The following is a 17,692-nucleotide window of genomic DNA, read 5'->3' on the forward strand; positions in this document are numbered from 1 at the left end:
TTTAGCCAGCTTTAGCAATCAAAGTCTTATTGCGCCGCCTTCTGCACAGCCGCCGCGACCGCGGCGTCCTTCGCCAAAGCAGCATCCTCTGCGACATCCGAGAGTTGCTCCTGCGTCAGTTCCTCGAGCAGTGCCAGGTCGCGCTCGATGACTTGCGGAAGATGCGCGCGCAAGAATTCCACCCACGTCTTTGTTTTCGCGTCGACGAACTTGCGCGACGGATAAAGCGCGTACACGTTTGTCTTCTGCAGCTTGTGCTGCGGCAGCACGCGCACGAGCGTACCGTTACGCAGTCCTTCGATTGCCGCGTAGACCGGCAGCATCCCAATCCCCATCCCCTCGCGTATCGCCACTGCGAGGGATTCCGCGATATTCACCTGCACGGGGCCGTCCACGTGCATTTCGACGCTACCCTCGGGTCCGTCAAGCGTCCATTCGTGCGCTGGAAACGCCGGTGATTTGAGAATCAGACAGTCGTGATGCGATAGATCGGCGGGTGAGCGCGGTGCGCCGTGCGTATGCACATAACCAGGCGATGCGCACAGAATGCTGTACGTCGAGCCCAACTGGTGCGAAACAAGATCGGAATTCGGCAGCGAAGACGCCGTGACCACCGACACATCGCTGCTGCCCTCGAAAAGATCCGGCATGCGTTGAGAGAGCGTCAGTTCGACGGTGACCTCGGGATGCAGTGCGCGATAGCGCGAAATCGCCGGCAGCACGTACTGCTGACCGATACTCGCGAAGCTGTGCATGCGCAGCGCGCCGGCCGGGCGTTCGTGCGCGCAGCTCGCTTCTTCTTCTGCACTATCGACGTCCGCGAGAATCTGCGAGCAGCGCTTCAGATACCGCTCGCCGGCTGGCGTGAGCGCAAGCCGGCGCGTTGAGCGATTGAGCAGACGGGTGCGCAAATGCGCTTCGAGTTCCGATACCGCGCGCGACATTGCGCCGGTGGTCGAATCCAGCGACTGAGCCGCTGCCGTGAAGCTGCCCGCTTCTACGACGCGGACGAACACCCGCATGTTTTGTAACGTATCCATCAGACCTTCTTGACCTTCTTGTTCGGTGCAGAAACGATATTGTCCGCCTCTCGGGGCGCGTCATTGTTGAGTGATCTGGAACGGAGGTTCCCCGCGCGTCCCATTAATGCGGCGCAATGACGCTCCTACAATCGGCCCCTGTCCTCGAAACAGCCCGAGCGTTTGTCATGAGCCGCCAGCCTGCGATACATCGAGCGTTCGACTCGCGTCGGCGCGCGGAAATCATATGGCGCGCCGCCAGACGGGCGCTGCGCGACTGGCAGGTCACCGATGGCGCGATCTGGATTCATCTGCTGAAAACGGTAGCGGCCGGCTTGCTTGCCATGGGCATTTCCATGCTGCTGGATTTGCCGCAGCCGCGTATCGCGATGACCACGGTCTTCGTCCTGATGCAGCCGCTCTCCGGCATGGTGTTCGCAAAGAGCTTCTATCGCATCGTCGGCACCGCGGTGGGGATGATTGCGGCAGTGGTGCTGGGCGCCGTGTTCGTCCAGCAGCCCGAGCTTTACATACTCGGGATGACGGTGTGGGTGGCCGCCTGTACGGCTGCCGCCATGAGGAATCGCCATTTTCGCTGGTACGGTTTCGTGCTCGCCGGCTACACGGCGGCGCTGATCGGCATCCCGCTAGTTATGCAACCCAACGGGCTCTTTCTCGCCGCGTTAGGACGCGGCGCCGAAGTGGCCGTTGGCATTCTTTGCTCGGGCATGGTCAGCGCAGTGATCGTGCCCCGGCAGTCGGGCTCGCTGCTCGATCGCACCCTGCGCGCCCGATATCTCAATTTTACTGCGTTCGCCGCGGCGGTGTTGGCAGGGCGGCTCGAAAGGGGCGCGTTCGAAGGGCGATTCGCAAGTCTCGTCGACGATGTCGTCGGTTTCGAGGCGACGCGCGCTTTCTCATTTTTCGAAGATCCGACCATGCGCGCGCGCAGCGGCCTGCTTTCGCGCCTGAATTCCGAATTCATGGACGCCTGCGCGCGGCTGCACGCGCTGCGCCAGTTGCTCAAAAGGCTGCATTGGAGCGACGCGGCGATCGCACCGCTGGCCCCATATTTCGGCGAGCTTGCCACGCTGCTCGCGCAACGGCCGAGCCGCAACGAAAGCGATCGCGCCTATGCGCGGCGGCTCGCCGACGGGCTCGAAGCCTTCCAGCGCACGCTGCCGCGTCACGTGCGCGAGACGCGGCGGCCGCTCGAACATGCGCTTCCCGACGCGCTGCCCGACTTCGACACCTCGGCTGAACTCATCTATCGCTTCACGACGGAGATCGTGCGCTACAGCCGCACGTGGGCATCGCTCATGGAGGCGCGTCCTGCGCAGGAGCCGAGCGGCGCGCGCTACGTGCCTCGCACGAGCTGGTACGTGGTGGCGTTCACCTTCGTGCGCACGGCCATGGTGGTCGCGGCGCTGGGCTGGTTCTGGGTCGAGACGGACTGGCCGAGCGGCGGCCTCGCGATGATCGCGGCCGCGCTCACGTGTGCGCTCACCTCGTCGTCGCCGAACGCGTCGCGCATGGCCGTGCAGATGGCGGTCGGCGCAGTCTTTGCCGCCGTGACGGGCTATCTCTTCACCTGCTACGTCTATCCCAATGTCGATGGCTTTCCGTTGCTCTGCGCGACGCTCGTACCCGTGCTCGCCATCGGCGCTTTTCTTGCCACGCGCTCGCGCATCGCGGGCTACGGCGTCGGCTTCTCGGTGTTCTTCTGCTTGCTTGCGGGTCCCGACAACGTGATCGTCTACACGCCGGATCTGCTGATCAACAACGGCATCGCCGTCGTTGCCGCGATGCTGGTTGCCTCGCTCGCATTCGCGGTGGTGTTTCCACCGCACATGAACTGGCTCGTCGAGCGTATGTGCGTGTCGTTGCGCGGGCAGGTCGTGCTGGCCTGCCATGGGGAACTGAAAGGCCTCGGGCAGCGCTTTCAGTCCGGCACGCACGATCTGATGCACCAGTTGCGGCTCCTGCTGAACGGGCGCCGCCAGGCGCACCGGCGCGCGCTGCGCTGGATGCTCGTGACGCTCGAAGTTGGGCATGCCGTGGTGGATCTGCGCAACGAGGCGCATGCGGCAGCGTGGTTCGACCGTCATGACGCGCGCTGGCCTGCCGCATTGGAGCGCGTGCAGGAGGCTATCGCGCATCTTTTCGAGAGCCCGGACGGAACCTCGCTCGACCACGCGCTCAGTGCCGTGCGCGCGGCGACCTGGATCGCCCAGGAAGCGCTCGCGACGGTGCATCACGAGCGAGAGAGCCGGCACGCGGTGCAGCGTCTGTTGAGCCACCTGCACTTCATCCGCAGCGCGCTGCTCGACCGCGATGCGCCGCTCGGGCCGCTGGCGCGCCGTGCACGCCGCACGCGTGCGCCGCGCAGATCGTTGAAAACACAATGAAAAAGCAGGCGCGCGCGATCTTGCTGCAGTCTGGAAATATGCCTTCCACCCCGCCTTCTTAATCAATTCGACCGTGAGTCATATAGTCACATCACTGCTTCGCAGTACCCGTTAGCACTGGAGAGTAAAATGAAGTCCGTGAAGATCGCTGTTGTTGCCTGTTCGCTTTTTGCCGCCGCCGCTGCTTATGCACAGAGCGAAGCACCGGCAGCGAGTGTCCCTCAGCAGGTCGCGCAGTCCGCTGCTCCTCAAGTAGCGCAAGCGCCCGCTCACCGCGAAATCGTCAAGCCGGCAAAGAAAGATGAATGCGTCGGCCCGGTCAGCTTCTGCAATATTTATTTCGGTAGCTGAGATCGAGAGCACGCCCGCCATGTGCAGGCGCACGCCGACATCTTGTGCCGCGACGCCTTCATATGGGTGCCGCGGCTTTGCGCATTGTGGCTGCGCGAAACACTGCAATAGTGTTTTGTGAAACTCGCAGTGCACGACCGCCGATGCAAGACCTGAGAATAGGCACCAGGCGATCAGAGAGTTTGTGGAGACTGTGATGTACGAAGACCGTATTCGTTGTGCCGCCTTGCGCGGGAAAATTACTTCGGCTGCCGAGGCGGCTCAACTCGTGCGCAATGGCATGCGCGTTGGCGCGAGCGGCTTCACGCGCGCGGGCGACACGAAGGCCGTGCCGATCGAACTGGCGCGCCGCGCGCGCGAAGAGAAGGAGCCGCTGCGCATTACGCTGATGACGGGCGCCTCGCTCGGCCACGACGTCGACCGCATGCTCACCGAAGCCGGTGTGCTCGAGCGCCGTTTGCCGTTCCAGGTCGACTCGACGCTGCGTAAGGCAATCAACCGCGGCGAGGTGATGTTCGTCGACCAGCATCTTTCGGAAACCGTCGAGATGCTGCGCGCGAACCTGCTCGGCAAGCTCGATCTCGCGATCATCGAAGCCGCCGCGATCACGGAAACCGGTGCGATCGTGCCCACCACTTCGGTCGGCAATTCGGCAAGCTTCGCGATTCTCGCGGAGAAAGTGATCGTCGAGATCAACCTCGCGCAGCCGCTCGCGCTCGAAGGCCTGCACGACGTGTGGATTCCCGGCCGGCGCCCGCATCGCGATCCGCTGCCGATCGTGCGGCCGCAGGACCGCGTGGGTACGACCGCCATCGAAATCCCGCCGGAGAAGATCGCCGCCATCGTCATCACGAACGAGTCGGACAGCCCTTCGACCGTGCTGCCCGCCGATGAAGAAACCGCGCGCATTGCCGGTCACCTTATCGAATTCCTGCAGCACGAAGTGAAGCATGGCCGCATGAACGCGCAATTGCCCCCGCTGCAGGCCGGCATTGGCACGATCGCGAATGCGGTGCTCTCGGGCTTTGTGGATTCGCCGTTCGAAGCGCTTACGATGTACTCCGAAGTATTGCAGGACTCGACTTTCGATCTGATCGATTCCGGCAAGATGGTCTTCGCCTCGGGCGCCTCGATGACGCTCTCCGCACAGCGTCAGGCTCAGGTGCTTGCCGAACTCGACCGCTATCGCGACAAGCTCGTGCTGCGTCCGCAGGAAGTGAGCAACCATCCGGAAGTGATTCGCCGCCTCGGCTTGATCGCACTGAACACCGCGCTCGAATGCGACATCTATGGCAACGTGAATTCCACGCACGTGGGCGGCACGCACATGATGAACGGCATCGGCGGCTCGGGCGATTTCGCGCGTAATGCGTCGTGCGCGATCTTCGCAACCAAGGCGATTGCAAAGGATGGCCGCATTTCGAGCATCGTGCCGATGGTGCCGCACGTCGATCACAACGAGCACGACGTGGACGTGATCGTGACCGAGCAAGGTCTGGCCGATCTGCGCGGTCTCGCGCCGCGCGAACGTGCAAACCTCGTGATCGAGCGCTGCGCGCATCCGCTCTATCGCGACCTGCTGCGCGACTACTATCGCGACGCACTCAAAATTGGCGGCCAGACACCGCACGATCTCGCGCGTGCGTATGAAATGCATCTGCGCTTCAATCAAACGGGCTCGATGCTGCCCGAAGCAACGGGCGGACTCGCGTCGAACGCATAATCTCCGCAGCGATCCAGCAGCATACAAAACAAAACGGGAGCACCGTTGCCGGTGCTCCCGTTTTTCATTGATAGCGCGGATTCGCTACGCTCGTCTAACCAACCGGATGATGAAGAGCAGAATGACCGCACCGACAATGGCGGTGATGATCGAACTGATGATACCGGCGCCGATATGAATGCCGAGCACCCCGGCAAGCCAGCCGCCGATGAACGCGCCGACAATGCCGACGATGATATCGATGAACAATCCGAAGCCGCCGCCCTTGACGAGGACGCCAGCGAGCCAGCCTGCGATTGCGCCGATGATGAGCCAGGCAATGATGCCGTGTTCCATATGAATAGACTCCCCTTGTTGGCGTGAAAGAATCACGGTGAATGCAGCTTAGTCCAAGGGCGAATAGGCGTCCATGCAACACGGCCAGAATTGACAGTTCTTGAACTGTGTCGCGGATAGTTTTAAAAAGCGCAATAAATTAGAAATGCAATCGTAAGGAATCCGAGCCGATGCCATGCGCAATCGTCATTCGGGCGCGATTTCGGGTTCCGCGGCCGTCCAGCTCACGCTGGACACGCCTTTCTCCATGCTCAGGCGGCTCGCCATGAGTTCGAGCTTCGACTGGTACTTCGGATGCAGGCGCATCGTTGCCGTCACGCGCAGGCGCGGCGGATCGCCGGCCAGGTCCTCGCTCGTGAGGCTTTGAAATGAAAGCGGCGTGGAGTACAAAGAATTTGAAAGCAACGTGCGGATATGGACTTCGTCCTCTTCGCGGCAAACCACGGTAAGCACATAAGCGCGCACGAGATCCGCATTCGAAACGGGCGATGCGTTGATGATGCGGCTCACCTCGCGCAGCACGGTATTCGTGAGCAGCACGACGACGGTGCCGGCCACCGCCGGGCCGTAATGACCTGCGCCGCACAGCACCCCCACGGCCGCCGAGCACCATAGCGTCGCCGCAGTATTGATGCCCTGAATCGAGCCCTTCTCGCGCATGATGACGCCGCCGCCCAGAAAGCCCACGCCAGAAACCACGTAGGCTGCAATTTGCGTGACGCCGGTCGAGCCATTGCCGGTCAGCACGCCGAGCGTGACGAACAAGCACGCGCCGCTTGCCACGAGCGTGATGGTGCGCAGACCGGCCGTGCGTTGGCGAATCTGGCGTTCGAGGCCGATGGCGACGCCGCAGGCGAACGCTGCGAGAAGGCGCAGGGCGAATTCGAGAGTCATCGTTTTGTCATGAAAACGCAGGGCGGCCGCACGCCTTGCGGCTCTCGCGCAAGCGTGGCGGGTACATCGGGGGCCAGTGGATCATACGCGGGACGGGGCTTTGCGCCAAGCTGTCCGCGCCGTCATGTTCGAGTCAGGATCTGGCCACGGCTCGTAGGCGAAACTAGTTTCATTCGTGTGGAGATGGGAAGGCAGGCCGAATGAACGGGAGTTTCTGATGGATACGCTGCGCAATATGCGGGTCTTCGTGCGAGTGGTGGAGTCCGGCAGCTTTACGCGCGCTGCGGCGAGCGAAACGATGACGACCGCGCAGGTCTCGCGCGCGGTCACCGACCTCGAATCGCGGCTGCGCACACGGCTCCTCAACCGGACCACGCGGCGCATGTCGATGACAGAAGCGGGCGAGCGCTACTTTCAAAGCTGCAAGCGCATTCTCGCCGACATCGAGCAGGCCGAGGCCGAAGCCGCCGCGGCGCACGCGAACCCCGCGGGCAAGCTGCGCGTGTACGGCGGCACGAGTTTCGGGCAGCACTATGTGATGCCGCTCATCGCGCGCTATCAGCAGCATTTGCCGGAGGTCTCGGTCGATCTCACCATCGCGCAGCAAATGCCCGACATCATCGAGGAGGGCTTCGATGTGGCGGTCGTGGTGGCCGCCGAGCTCGAGGACTCCGCGCTGATCTCCCAGCATCTGGGCAGCACCGCCGCGATTCTCTGTGCTTCGCCGGCGTATTTGCGCATGCGCGGCGAGCCGCAATCGTTCGACGACCTCGAGGCGCATACCTGCCTGCATTTGACCGACGCGAGCCTGCCCGCCGGCCAATGGGTTTCCGAGGGGCCGCTTGGCGAGACCTTCCGGCATACGGGCGTGACACCGTTCCAGGTGAACAACCCCGAGGCGCTCGCGCTTGCCATACGCGAGGGCATGGGCATCGGCCCGCTGCCGGTGCCGGTGGCGTTGCCCGGGCTTGCCGACGGCACCCTGGTGCGCGTGCTGCCCACGCACACGCTGCAAAAGCTCAATATTTACGCGCTGTACGCTTCGCGCCGCTATCTGGACGCGAAGATCCGCACCTTCGTCGAGTTTTTACGCGAGAAGGTGCCGCTCGTTCTTGCCGAACAGGAGGCCGCGCTCGCCACCTGTGACGAGCCGCCGCTTCGCGAGATGGAGGCGCACACGGGGCCGCGAGGTACGCGTGCGCGCAGCGGCCGTGGCCGCGCTCACAACGCGCGCGACCTGGAGCGCCTGCGCCTCGTGAATTGAAGCAGTGAACTGAAGCAGTTAAAGAACGGCTCGCGAAGCGTGCGGCTGTTACCGGGCGTTTCGCGGGCGGCTTTTCAGGCGCTTCGCGACGCTGCAGCGGCGATCTATCTGCGTTCCCGTACGCTATCGCGCGCCTCGCGCGTTGCCTGTCAATTTCGCCATATTGGCGCCAGCAAACTGCCACCGCCATTGCCTATGATGCGGCACCCGCTGGATGAATGCGTCCTCGTCTCAACCCCTCGCCTGAGTTGTCCGAAACACTGACATGTGGATTGTCAATCTCGCGCTGAAGCGACCGTACACGTTTATCGTGATGGCCATCATGATCGTGCTGGCCACGCCGTTCGTGCTCATGTCGATGGCCACCGACGTGCTGCCGAACATCAACATCCCGGTCATCAGCATCATCTGGTCGTACACGGGCTTTTCCGCGAAGGACATGGCCGACCGCATCACCTCGGTCAACGAGCGCAGTCTCACGACCACGGTGAGCAACATCGAGCACATCGAGTCGCAATCGCTGCCGGGCATCGCCATCATCAAGCTGTTCCTGCAGCCGGGCGCGAGCCTGCAAACGGCGATCGCGCAGGCCGTGGCGTCGGAGCAGGCGCAGGTGAAGCAGATGCCGCCCGGCGCCACGCCGCCGCTCGTCATCAGCTATTCGGCCTCGAGCATTCCGGTGATCCAGCTCGGCCTCTCCAGCAAGTCGATGAGCGAGCAGGCGCTGGCCGACATCGCGATGAACTTTCTGCGCCCGCAGCTCATTACGATTCCCGGCGCGCAGGTGCCTTACCCGTATGGCGGCAAGACGCGCGTGATCTCCGTGGATCTCGACACGCGCGCGCTCATTTCGAAGGGCCTCACGCCCGCCGATATCGTCAACGCAGTCAACGCGCAGAACCTCATTTTGCCGACGGGTACGGCCAAGCTCGGGCAAACCGAATATCGTGTGGACACCAATGCGTCGCCCGATACGATCGCGGGCCTGAACCGCATTCCCGTGCAGACAGTGAACGGTGCGACCACTTATCTCGGCGACGTGGCGCACGTGCGCGACGGCTTCACGCCGCAGACCAACATCGTGCGCCAGGACGGCCAGCGCGGCGTGCTGCTGTCGATCCTCAAGAGCGGCGACGCATCGACGCTGCAGGTGGTGGGCGTACTCAAGGACCTGTTGCCCAAGGCGCGCGACACGCTGCCCGCAGACCTTGTCGTCAAACCGCTTTTCGACCAGTCCGTGTTCGTTTCCGCAGCCGTGCAGGGCGTGGTGCGCGAAGCGCTCATCGCGGCGGCGCTCACGGCGGCGATGATCCTGCTCTTTCTCGGCAACTGGCGCAGCACGCTCATTATCGCGGTGTCGATTCCGTTGTCGATTCTCTCCTCGATCATCGCGCTCTATGCGCTTGGCGAGACCATCAACATCATGACGCTCGGCGGCCTCGCGCTCGCGGTCGGCATTCTGGTTGACGACGCAACGGTCACGATCGAGAACATCGAACGGCACTTGCATCTGGGCGCGAAACTGCACGACGGCATTCTCGAAGGCGCGGGCGAAATCGCCGTGCCCGCGCTCGTTTCGACGCTGTGCATCTGTATCGTGTTCGTGCCGATGTTTTTCCTGACGGGCGTGGCGCGCTTTCTGTTCGTGCCGCTCGCAGAAGCCGTGGTGTTCGCGATGATCGCGTCGTACATCCTCTCGCGCACGCTCGTACCGACGCTCGCCATGCTGCTGTTCGAGGGCCACGATCCCACCGCGCACGCGCAGCGCGCGCAAGGCTCGTTCTTCTCGCGCATCCACTGGCGCTTCAATCATGCATTCGAGCGCGTGCGCGCCAATTACATCGCGCTGTTGAGCCTGCTGCTCTCGCGCCGCAAGCTCTTCGGCGGCAGCTTCCTCGCGTTTTGCCTGCTGTCGCTCGTCCTTGTGTTCTTCCTTGGACGCGACTTCTTTCCCTCGGTCGATGCCGGCAACATTCGCTTGCACATGCGCGCGCCAACGGGCTTTCGCATCGAGGAAACCGCGCGCCTCGCCGACCAGGTGGAGCAGGTGGTCCGCGACGTGGTGCCGCCCGATCAACTCGATACGATCGTCGATAACCTCGGGCTGCCCTATAGCGGCATCAATCTCTCGTACAGCAATGCGGGGACGATGGGCACGCTCGACGGCGAAATCCAGATCGCGCTGAAGCCCGATCACGATCCCTCCAGCACGTATATCGACAAGTTGCGTGCGTTGCTGCCGCAACGGTTTCCGGGCGTCGAGTTCTTCTTTCAGCCCGCGGACATCATCACGCAGATTCTGAACTTCGGTCAGCCCGCCGCGATCGACGTGCAGGTGGTGGGTGCGAATCTGAATCAGGACATGGCGCTGGCGAGCACGCTGCTCAAGCAGGTGCGGCAATTGCCGGGCGCCGTGGATGCGCACATCGAGCAGCGCAACGACGAACCCGCGCTCACGCTGGCGATGGACCGCTCGCGCATGCAGCAGCTGAACCTGAGCCCGCAGAACGTTGCCCAGGATGTGCTGATCGCACTTTCGGGCAGCACGCAGACCTCGCCCGCGTTCTGGGTGAGTCCGCAAAACGGTGTGGAATATCCGCTCACGGTGCAAACGCCGCAGTATCGCGAAACCTCGATGAACGAACTGATGGGCACGCCCGTTTCCGCGCACAGCACGAACGCCAATGCGCCGCTGCAGCTGGTGAGCAATCTCGTGCAGCTCAGGCCGCATAACGGGCCCGCCATCGTCACGCACTACAACATCCGTCCCGTGATCGACCTGCTCGTGAGCGTGGAAGGTAGCGACCTCGGCTCCGTGGGCGCGAACATCAACGACATCATCCGGCATGTGCAGGCGCACGCGCCACGCGGCACCACCATCACCATGCGCGGGCAGATCGGCACGATGCGTTCGTCGTTCGTGGGCCTCGGCGTGGGCATTGCGATGGCGGTGGTGCTCGTGTATCTGCTCATTGTCGTGAACTTCCAGTCCTGGGCCGATCCGCTCATCATCATCAGCGCGCTGCCCGCCGCGCTCGCGGGCATCGCCTGGATGCTGTTCATCACCGGCACGCACCTGAGCGTGCCCGCACTCACGGGTGCGATCATGACCGTGGGCGTGGCGACCGCGAACAGTATTCTCGTGGTGTCGTTCGCGCGCCAGCGTCTCACCGCGGGGGCTACGCCGCTCGCCGCCGCGCTCGAAGCGGGGGCCACCCGCATACGCCCCGTGCTGATGACGGCGTTCGCCATGATGATCGGCATGGTGCCGATGGCGCTCGGCCTCGGCGAGGGCGCGGAGCAGAACGCGCCGCTCGGACGCGCGGTGATCGGCGGGCTGCTGTTCGCTACGGTCTCCACGTTATTGTTCGTACCCCTGATGTTTGCGACCGTGCATACGCGGCTCGCCCAGCGCGCGGCCGCGAAACGCGAGCGCGAGGCGCAGCGCCGTGGTGCACGAGGCGATACCCGTTAAGTCACAATTGGCCGAAGACATGAACGAACCCCACCACCATTCATCTCTCGACATCACCGTCGGCGGCGAGCAGGGCATGGACCTGCCGGCGCGCGGCCAGGCGGGCAAGCGCGCACGCTTCGCGGTGATCGTGGTCGCGCTGCTGCTCGCGGCAGGCGCCACGCGCACGATCGTCTCGAACCTCATGAATGCGCACCATCTCGCCGATGTCACGAAGCAGAACGCGAAGCAGTACGTGAGCGTCGTGCAACCCGTGGCGGCAGGCGCGGACGGCCGCATCGTGCTGCCCGGCACGCTGCGCGGCTATGTCGAAGCGCCGATCTATTCGCGCGCGAACGGCTACGTGCGGCACTGGTATGCCGATATCGGCGCGCATGTGCAACAAGGCCAGTTGCTCGCGGAGATCGACACGCCCGAGATCGACCAGGAACTCTCGCAGGCGCAGGCGCAGCGCGATCAGGCCGCAGCGACGCTTGCGCTCGCGAAGACCTCGTTCGATCGCGCGCAGCAGTTGCGTCAGCGCGATGCGGTCTCGCAGCAGGAACTCGACGACCGCCAGGGCGCGTTCAACACCGGCCAGGCGAATCTCGCCGCCGCCGACGCGAACGTGCGCCGCCTCACGGAGATGAAGTCGTTCCAGCGCATCGTCGCGCCGATCACGGGCATCATCACGCAGCGCAACGTCGATATCGGCGACCTCGTGAATGCGGGCAATGGCGGTGCGGGGCATGCGCTCTTTTCGATTGCGCAGTCCGACCCGCTGCGTCTCTATCTCGACGTGCCGCAGACCTACGCGCACCAGGTGGCGGTCGGCCAGCACGTGAGCGTGACCGAGCAGGAGTTGCCGGGTGTGACGTTCGACGGCACCGTTACGCGTACGGCGCAGGCGATCAACGTCGCCACGCGCACGCTGGAGGCCGAAATCTCGCTGCCCAATCACGATGGCAGGCTGCTGCCCGGCGCCTATGTGCAGGCCGCCTTGCAGACCGATGCGAAGGGCGTGCTCACCGTGCCGGGCAACACGCTGCTGTTCCGCTCGGAAGGCCCGCGTCTTGCGGTTGTCGATGCGGATGGCAAGGTCAAGCTCAAGGCGGTGGAAATCGCGCAGGACCTCGGGCAGACGCTCGAAATCAGTGGCGGGCTCGATCCGACCGATCGCGTTGTGCTCAACCCGAGCGATTCGATTGCAGATGGCGACAGCGTCGTCGTGGTCGCGCCGAACAAGACCGAATCGGCGCGTGAGGCCGCCAGACGGAGCGCGACGTGACGATGTGGCCAAAAACGCGGCAAAACGCGCGGCAAACCGTGCTGCTACGTCCGCGCGCTTACTTCACGGCGCTCGGCGCGATCGGTCTCGCGGCCTGCACCGTGGGCCCCGACTACCACGCCCCGCAAACGCAGAGCCCGACGGCGTGGCGCGTCGATTCCGCCGATTCATACTGGCACGCGGCGCAGCCCTCGCATGCGCCGCTCGATCCACAATGGTGGAAGGGCTTCGACAACGCCGAGCTGGACGGTCTGGAAACCGCGGCGCTCGCCGAAAATCAGACGCTGCGCGTGGCCGCCGCGCACTACGCTCAGGCGCGCGCCACGCTCGCTTCGGTGTCGTCGCAGCAAAGCCCGCAGGTCGGCCTCGACGCGGGCCTCGCGCGCGAGCGCATTTCCGCGAACCGGCCGCTCACGAACTACGCCACGCCCAACACGTCGACCGTGCAAAACCAGGTCACGGTTGGCGCGACCGTGAGCTATGAGCTGGATCTGTTCGGGCGCATCCGGCGCATGGTGGAGTCGGCGCAGGCATCGACTCAGCAGGCCGGCGACGATCTCGCCAACGCACGTCTCGTGCTCACCGCCGAACTCGCCACCGACTACTTCGCCATGCGCGAACTCGACAATGAGATCGACGTGGTGAACCGCTCGGCGCAACTGCAGCAAAAGGCGCTCGATTTCGTGACCGCGCAGCACGATCTCGGCGCGGTTTCGGGCCTCGAGCTGCTGCAGCAAAAAGCGCAGCTCGCCGCGACGCTGACCCAGGTGCATTTGCTCGAAAATCAGCGCCAGCAGGAGCAGAACGCCATTGCCGTGCTGGTCGGCCGGGCGGCGCCCGAGTTCACGATTGCGCAGAAGGTCACGACGCTCCCGGCGCCGGCGCTTCCCACGGGCCTGCCGAGCGAACTGTTGCAGCGACGCCCGGACGTGGCTTCGGCCGAGCGTGCAATGGCCGCGGCCAATGCGCAGATCGGGGTGGCGCGCTCCGCGTACTTCCCGGACATCACGCTTTCGCCCACGTTCGGCTGGGAATCGACGCGCTTTGGCGGCCTGTTTTCCGTGCCGAGCCTGATGTGGTCGGTGGGCGCGACGGCCAGCGAGGTGCTGTTCGACGGCGGCAAGCGCGCGGCGGGCGTGGATTTCGCGCAGGCCGGCTACGAGTCGGCGCAGGCGACTTATCGTCAGACCGTGCTCACCGCGTTCCAGGAGGTGCAAAATGCGGTAACGGGCCTTTCGGTGCTGGAGCGCGCATCGACCGACGGCCAGGCGGCCGTGGACGACGCACGCAAGTCCTTCGATCTCGCCAACGACCGCTATCAGGGCGGCCTCGTGGCGTTCATCGACGTGCTCAACGCGGAGCAGCAGTTGCTCACCAGCGAGCGCCAGGAGGTGCAGATTCAGGGTCAGCAGGTCGCCACCGTGGTGTTTCTCGCCAAGGCACTGGGCGGCGGCTGGAGCGCCGGCGACCGCGAGATGGCATGCAGCGCAGGTACGTGCCGCGAAGTGCCGAAGGCCGAGGGTAGAGGCTAAGCGGCATGCGAGGACTGAAAGCGGGGCAAACAAGAGGGCTTGAGCGAGCCCGGCACCAGGGTATATAACAGCGCGCAACGGCGGTCACGAGCCGCAGCGGCCGGAACCGCCAGGGCAGCGCGCGAAGAGGAGGGCGGGCATGAAAGTATTGGTTATCGAAGACGAGCGCAAGGTCGTGGACTATTTGCGCAGCGGACTCACGGAACAGGGCTGGGTCGTGGACGTCGCCATGGACGGCGAGGAAGGCGCGTGGATGGCCACGGAATACGACTTCGACGTGATCGTGCTCGACGTCATGCTGCCGAAGCTCGACGGCTTCGGCGTGCTGCGCGCCGTGCGCACGAAGAAGGACACGCCGGTCATCATGCTCACCGCGCGCGACCGCGTGGACGACCGCGTGCACGGCCTGCGCGACGGCGCCGACGACTATCTCACGAAGCCGTTCTCATTTCTCGAACTCGTCGAGCGGCTGCGCGCGCTCACGCGGCGCGCACGCACACAGGAATCCACGCTGATTTCGGTGGGCGATCTGCAGGTGGACCTCATCAGCCGCCGCGCGACGCGCGACGGCGTGCGTCTCGATCTCACGGCGAAGGAATTCCAGTTGCTTTCGGTGCTCGCGCGGCGGCGCGGCGAGATTCTTTCCAAGACGCTGATCACCGAGCTGGTCTGGGACGTGAATTTCGAAAGCAACGCGAATGTGGTGGAAACGGCGATCAAGCGGCTGCGCGCCAAGCTCGACGGCCCGCATGCGGCGAAGCTGCTGCACACCATACGCGGCATGGGCTATGTGCTCGAAGTGCGCGAGGAAGGAGGCCAGACGTCATGAAACGCTCGATCTCGCTGCGGCTTTCGGCGATGTTCGCAGCGGTGTCGCTCATCGTGTTCACGCTCACGGGCGCGGGTCTCTTCTTCCTGATGCAGCGCCAGCTCTTCAACGAGTTGCGCGAAACGCTCGATACGCGCGCGCGCATTGCGAGCCTGATCGTCTCGCACGCACCGGACGTGCAGAAGTGGGCCTTCGTGCAGGAAAAGCTGCGCGACCTCTCGCCTGCGGACAGCCGCATGCATTACTACGTCGAAGGCCCCGATCCGCGCTTTCGTTTCGGCACGCCCATCGTCGGCAAGGTCACGGGTAACGTTGGCCCGAACCATGTGCTCGTGCGTCCGCCCGATTGCAGCTACGACATCATCACGACGACCTTTATCGTGCCCGCGAGCGGCGACCGGCCCCAGGTGAAACTCGTGGTCGGCAGCGACTGCGTGCGCACCGAAGGCATGCTGCGGCGCTTTGGCATTGCGCTCGGCGTGCTGATCGCGCTCTCCACCATCGCGGTCGCGTTGCTGAGCCGCGCGGTCACGCGCTTCGGGCTTGCGCCGCTCACGCGCCTCTCGCGCGAGGCCGCGCAACTGAGCCCGTCGAACCGGCGCCAACGGCTGCATTCTGACGAGCTGCCAGAGGAGTTGCACGAACTCGCCACGTCGTTCAATGGTGCGCTGGAGCGTCTCGACAAGGCCTACGAGCGCCTCGAATCGTTCAACGCCGACGTGGCGCACGAATTGCGCACGCCGGTGAGCATCCTGATCGGGCAGACCCAGGTGGCGCTCACGCGCGACCGCTCGGTCGAGCAGCTGCAACAGACGCTGCAATCGAATCTTGAGGAATTCGAACGATTGCGCGTGATCGTGAACGACATGTTGTTCCTCTCGCGCAGCGACCGCGGCGAACGCGCGACGGACCTGGCAGAAGTGTCGTTGCGATCGGAGATCGAACGCATGCTCGATTTTCTGGAAATGCCGCTCGAAGAGGCGCAACTGCGCGTGGAAGTGCAGGGCGACGCGCGCGCATGGGTGAATACGTCGCTGATTGGCCGCGCCGTGAGCAATCTGTTCGTCAACGCGATCCAGCATTCGCAGCCCGGCACGACGCTGCGCGTTACGGTCGCGCCGCAGAGCGGTCACGTCGAGATCGCCGTTTCGAATCCCGGCGAGCCGCTCGACCCCGTGACGCGCGAGCATATTTTCGACCGCTTCTACCGCATTCAGGAAGCGCGCTCGAACAGCCACGAAAATCACGGGCTCGGGCTGTCGATCGTCAAGGCCGTGGCGGAAATGCACGGCGGCACGGTGTTCGTGCGCAGCGCGGACGGCGTCAACACGTTCGGTTTTTCGGTGGCCGTGGACGGCGTCGAAGCGCCCGAAGCACCCGTTGCCGGTCTCTCGCGCCAGGGCCGCGCCGGTGTGCCGCTGCACGTCTCGCCCTGACGTTGCTCTGAAGCTGCCCCGAAGCTGTCCTCTAGCGGCGCTTACACGGGCTCGTCTTCCACGGGCGCGCTCTCGTTTTCGATGTTGTGCTGGTCCTTGCGCAGCAAGTCCCAGCAACTGATGAAGAGCGCGGCAATGAGCGGCCCGATCACGAAGCCGTTGATGCCGATGAGCGAGATGCCGCCGAGCGTCGAGATCAGCACGACCCAGTCGGGCAGGCGCGTGTCCTTGCCTACGAGCACGGGCCGCAGCACGTTGTCCACGGTGCCGATCACGACGGAGCCGAAGACGATGAGCCCGACCCCCTTCGCTACCGCCCCCGTGGAGAGGAAGTAAATCGCGATGGGCCCCCACACGAGCGCTGCGCCCACGGCGGGCAACAGCGAGAGCAGCATCATCACGAAGCCCCACAGCAGCGCGCCCTGAATGCCGAGCACCCACAGCGCGATGCCGCCCAGACCGCCCTGCACGACCGCCACCGCCACGTTGCCCTTGACCGTGGCGCGGATCACCGTCGTGAACTTGCGCATGAGATGCAGCTTGTGCTGCTCGTCGAGCGGAATGGCGTCGCGCACGAGCCGCGAAATTTCGCGGCCGTCGCGCACGAGGAAGAAGAACAGATAGAGCATCACGCCGAAGCTCACCAGGAACTGCAGCGTGTTCTGCCCGAAGGAAAGCGCGCGCGTGGCGACGAACTGGCTGATCTGCGCGGCGCCCGCCGAAAGGCGCTGCTGCAGCCCCGGCAGATCCATGAGGTCGTAGCGCGCGAGCAGGTTCTGAATCGACTCGGGCAGGGCATGAACGATCTGCGTGAAGTACGCGCCGACGTCGAGACTGCCGCCGCGCACCTGCTGATACGCCGAGGCGACCTGCTGCACCAGCGTGGCCGTCACGAGCGTGAGCGGAAAGATCACGATGACGAGGCAGATCGCGAGCGTGATGAGCGCGGCGAGATTGCGCCGCCGCCCGAGGCGCGCGACGAGCCGGCGCTGCACCGGCTGGAAGATCAGCGCGAGTATGGCACCCCAAAGCACCGTGCTGAAGAACGGCGCGAGAATGAAGCACAGTGCAATCGACACTGCGAACAGCAGCAAATAGAACGATGTCTGGTGAAGGTGCTTGTTGCCTTCCATGTGCGATGAATTCCGGTTAAAGCGT

The 17,692-nt window shown here is 64.2% G+C and carries 13 protein-coding genes; 9 read left to right on the forward strand and 4 right to left on the reverse strand.

Features of this window, described 5'->3' with window-relative positions:
• Positions 1–26 precede the first annotated feature (26 nt).
• On the reverse strand, positions 27–1,040 hold the full coding sequence (locus U5A58_RS09450; protein ID WP_321916803.1) for a LysR family transcriptional regulator: 1,014 nt from the start codon (positions 1,038–1,040) through the stop codon (positions 27–29).
• 167 nt (positions 1,041–1,207) lie between these two features.
• Here U5A58_RS09450 and U5A58_RS09455 point away from each other — a divergent pair, with 167 nt between their 5' ends.
• The 3 genes from U5A58_RS09455 (at position 1,208) to U5A58_RS09465 (ending at position 5,501) form a co-directional block, all read left to right on the forward strand.
• Positions 1,208–3,427, forward strand: coding sequence for an FUSC family protein (locus U5A58_RS09455; RefSeq protein ID WP_321961249.1), 2,220 nt, complete (start codon positions 1,208–1,210; stop codon positions 3,425–3,427).
• 129 nt (positions 3,428–3,556) lie between these two features.
• Positions 3,557–3,778: a hypothetical protein gene (locus U5A58_RS09460; protein ID WP_321961250.1), complete on the forward strand. Its 222-nt coding sequence runs from the start codon at positions 3,557–3,559 to the stop codon at positions 3,776–3,778.
• Positions 3,779–3,974: 196 nt separating this feature from the next.
• Entirely contained in the window at positions 3,975–5,501 is a 1,527-nt protein-coding gene (locus tag U5A58_RS09465; RefSeq protein WP_321949497.1) for an acetyl-CoA hydrolase/transferase family protein, read from the forward strand.
• 84 nt (positions 5,502–5,585) lie between these two features.
• Here U5A58_RS09465 and U5A58_RS09470 read toward each other — a convergent pair whose 3' ends face one another.
• Positions 5,586–5,837 carry a GlsB/YeaQ/YmgE family stress response membrane protein gene (locus U5A58_RS09470; RefSeq protein ID WP_321916894.1) on the reverse strand — a complete coding sequence of 84 codons (252 nt, stop codon included), beginning with the start codon at positions 5,835–5,837 and terminating at the stop codon, positions 5,586–5,588.
• A 186-nt stretch (positions 5,838–6,023) separates the two neighbouring features.
• Positions 6,024–6,731 (reverse strand): MgtC/SapB family protein, encoded by a 708-nt coding sequence (locus U5A58_RS09475; protein WP_321916809.1) that lies wholly within the window; start codon positions 6,729–6,731, stop codon positions 6,024–6,026.
• Between the two features lie 217 nt (positions 6,732–6,948).
• On the opposite strand from U5A58_RS09475, the gene U5A58_RS09480 reads away from it, so the two are divergent.
• The 6 genes from U5A58_RS09480 to U5A58_RS09505 all read left to right on the forward strand — a co-directional run bounded on the left by U5A58_RS09480 (position 6,949) and on the right by U5A58_RS09505 (position 16,534).
• Entirely contained in the window at positions 6,949–7,995 is a 1,047-nt protein-coding gene (locus U5A58_RS09480) for a LysR family transcriptional regulator (RefSeq protein WP_321961251.1), read from the forward strand.
• Positions 7,996–8,260: 265 nt separating this feature from the next.
• Entirely contained in the window at positions 8,261–11,470 is a 3,210-nt protein-coding gene (locus tag U5A58_RS09485; RefSeq protein ID WP_321961252.1) for an efflux RND transporter permease subunit, read from the forward strand.
• Positions 11,471–11,489: 19 nt separating this feature from the next.
• Positions 11,490–12,737 (forward strand): efflux RND transporter periplasmic adaptor subunit, encoded by a 1,248-nt coding sequence (locus U5A58_RS09490; RefSeq protein ID WP_321961253.1) that lies wholly within the window; start codon positions 11,490–11,492, stop codon positions 12,735–12,737.
• 2 nt (positions 12,738–12,739) lie between these two features.
• Positions 12,740–14,269 carry an efflux transporter outer membrane subunit gene (locus U5A58_RS09495; protein ID WP_321961512.1) on the forward strand — a complete coding sequence of 510 codons (1,530 nt, stop codon included), beginning with the start codon at positions 12,740–12,742 and terminating at the stop codon, positions 14,267–14,269.
• Positions 14,270–14,408: 139 nt separating this feature from the next.
• Positions 14,409–15,098, forward strand: coding sequence for a heavy metal response regulator transcription factor (locus U5A58_RS09500; protein ID WP_042265081.1), 690 nt, complete (start codon positions 14,409–14,411; stop codon positions 15,096–15,098).
• Positions 15,095–16,534, forward strand: a complete 1,440-nt coding sequence (locus tag U5A58_RS09505; RefSeq protein ID WP_321916816.1) for a heavy metal sensor histidine kinase — start codon at positions 15,095–15,097, stop codon at positions 16,532–16,534. Before U5A58_RS09500 ends, U5A58_RS09505 begins: the two co-directional genes overlap by 4 nt.
• 41 nt (positions 16,535–16,575) lie before the next feature.
• Here U5A58_RS09505 and U5A58_RS09510 read toward each other — a convergent pair whose 3' ends face one another.
• Positions 16,576–17,667, reverse strand: a complete 1,092-nt coding sequence (locus U5A58_RS09510; protein ID WP_321916818.1) for an AI-2E family transporter — start codon at positions 17,665–17,667, stop codon at positions 16,576–16,578.
• Between the last annotated feature and the right edge of the window lie 25 nt (positions 17,668–17,692).

Origin of the sequence: Paraburkholderia sp. J7, from assembly GCF_905220155.1 — a bacterium.
GTDB lineage: Bacteria > Pseudomonadota > Gammaproteobacteria > Burkholderiales > Burkholderiaceae > Paraburkholderia.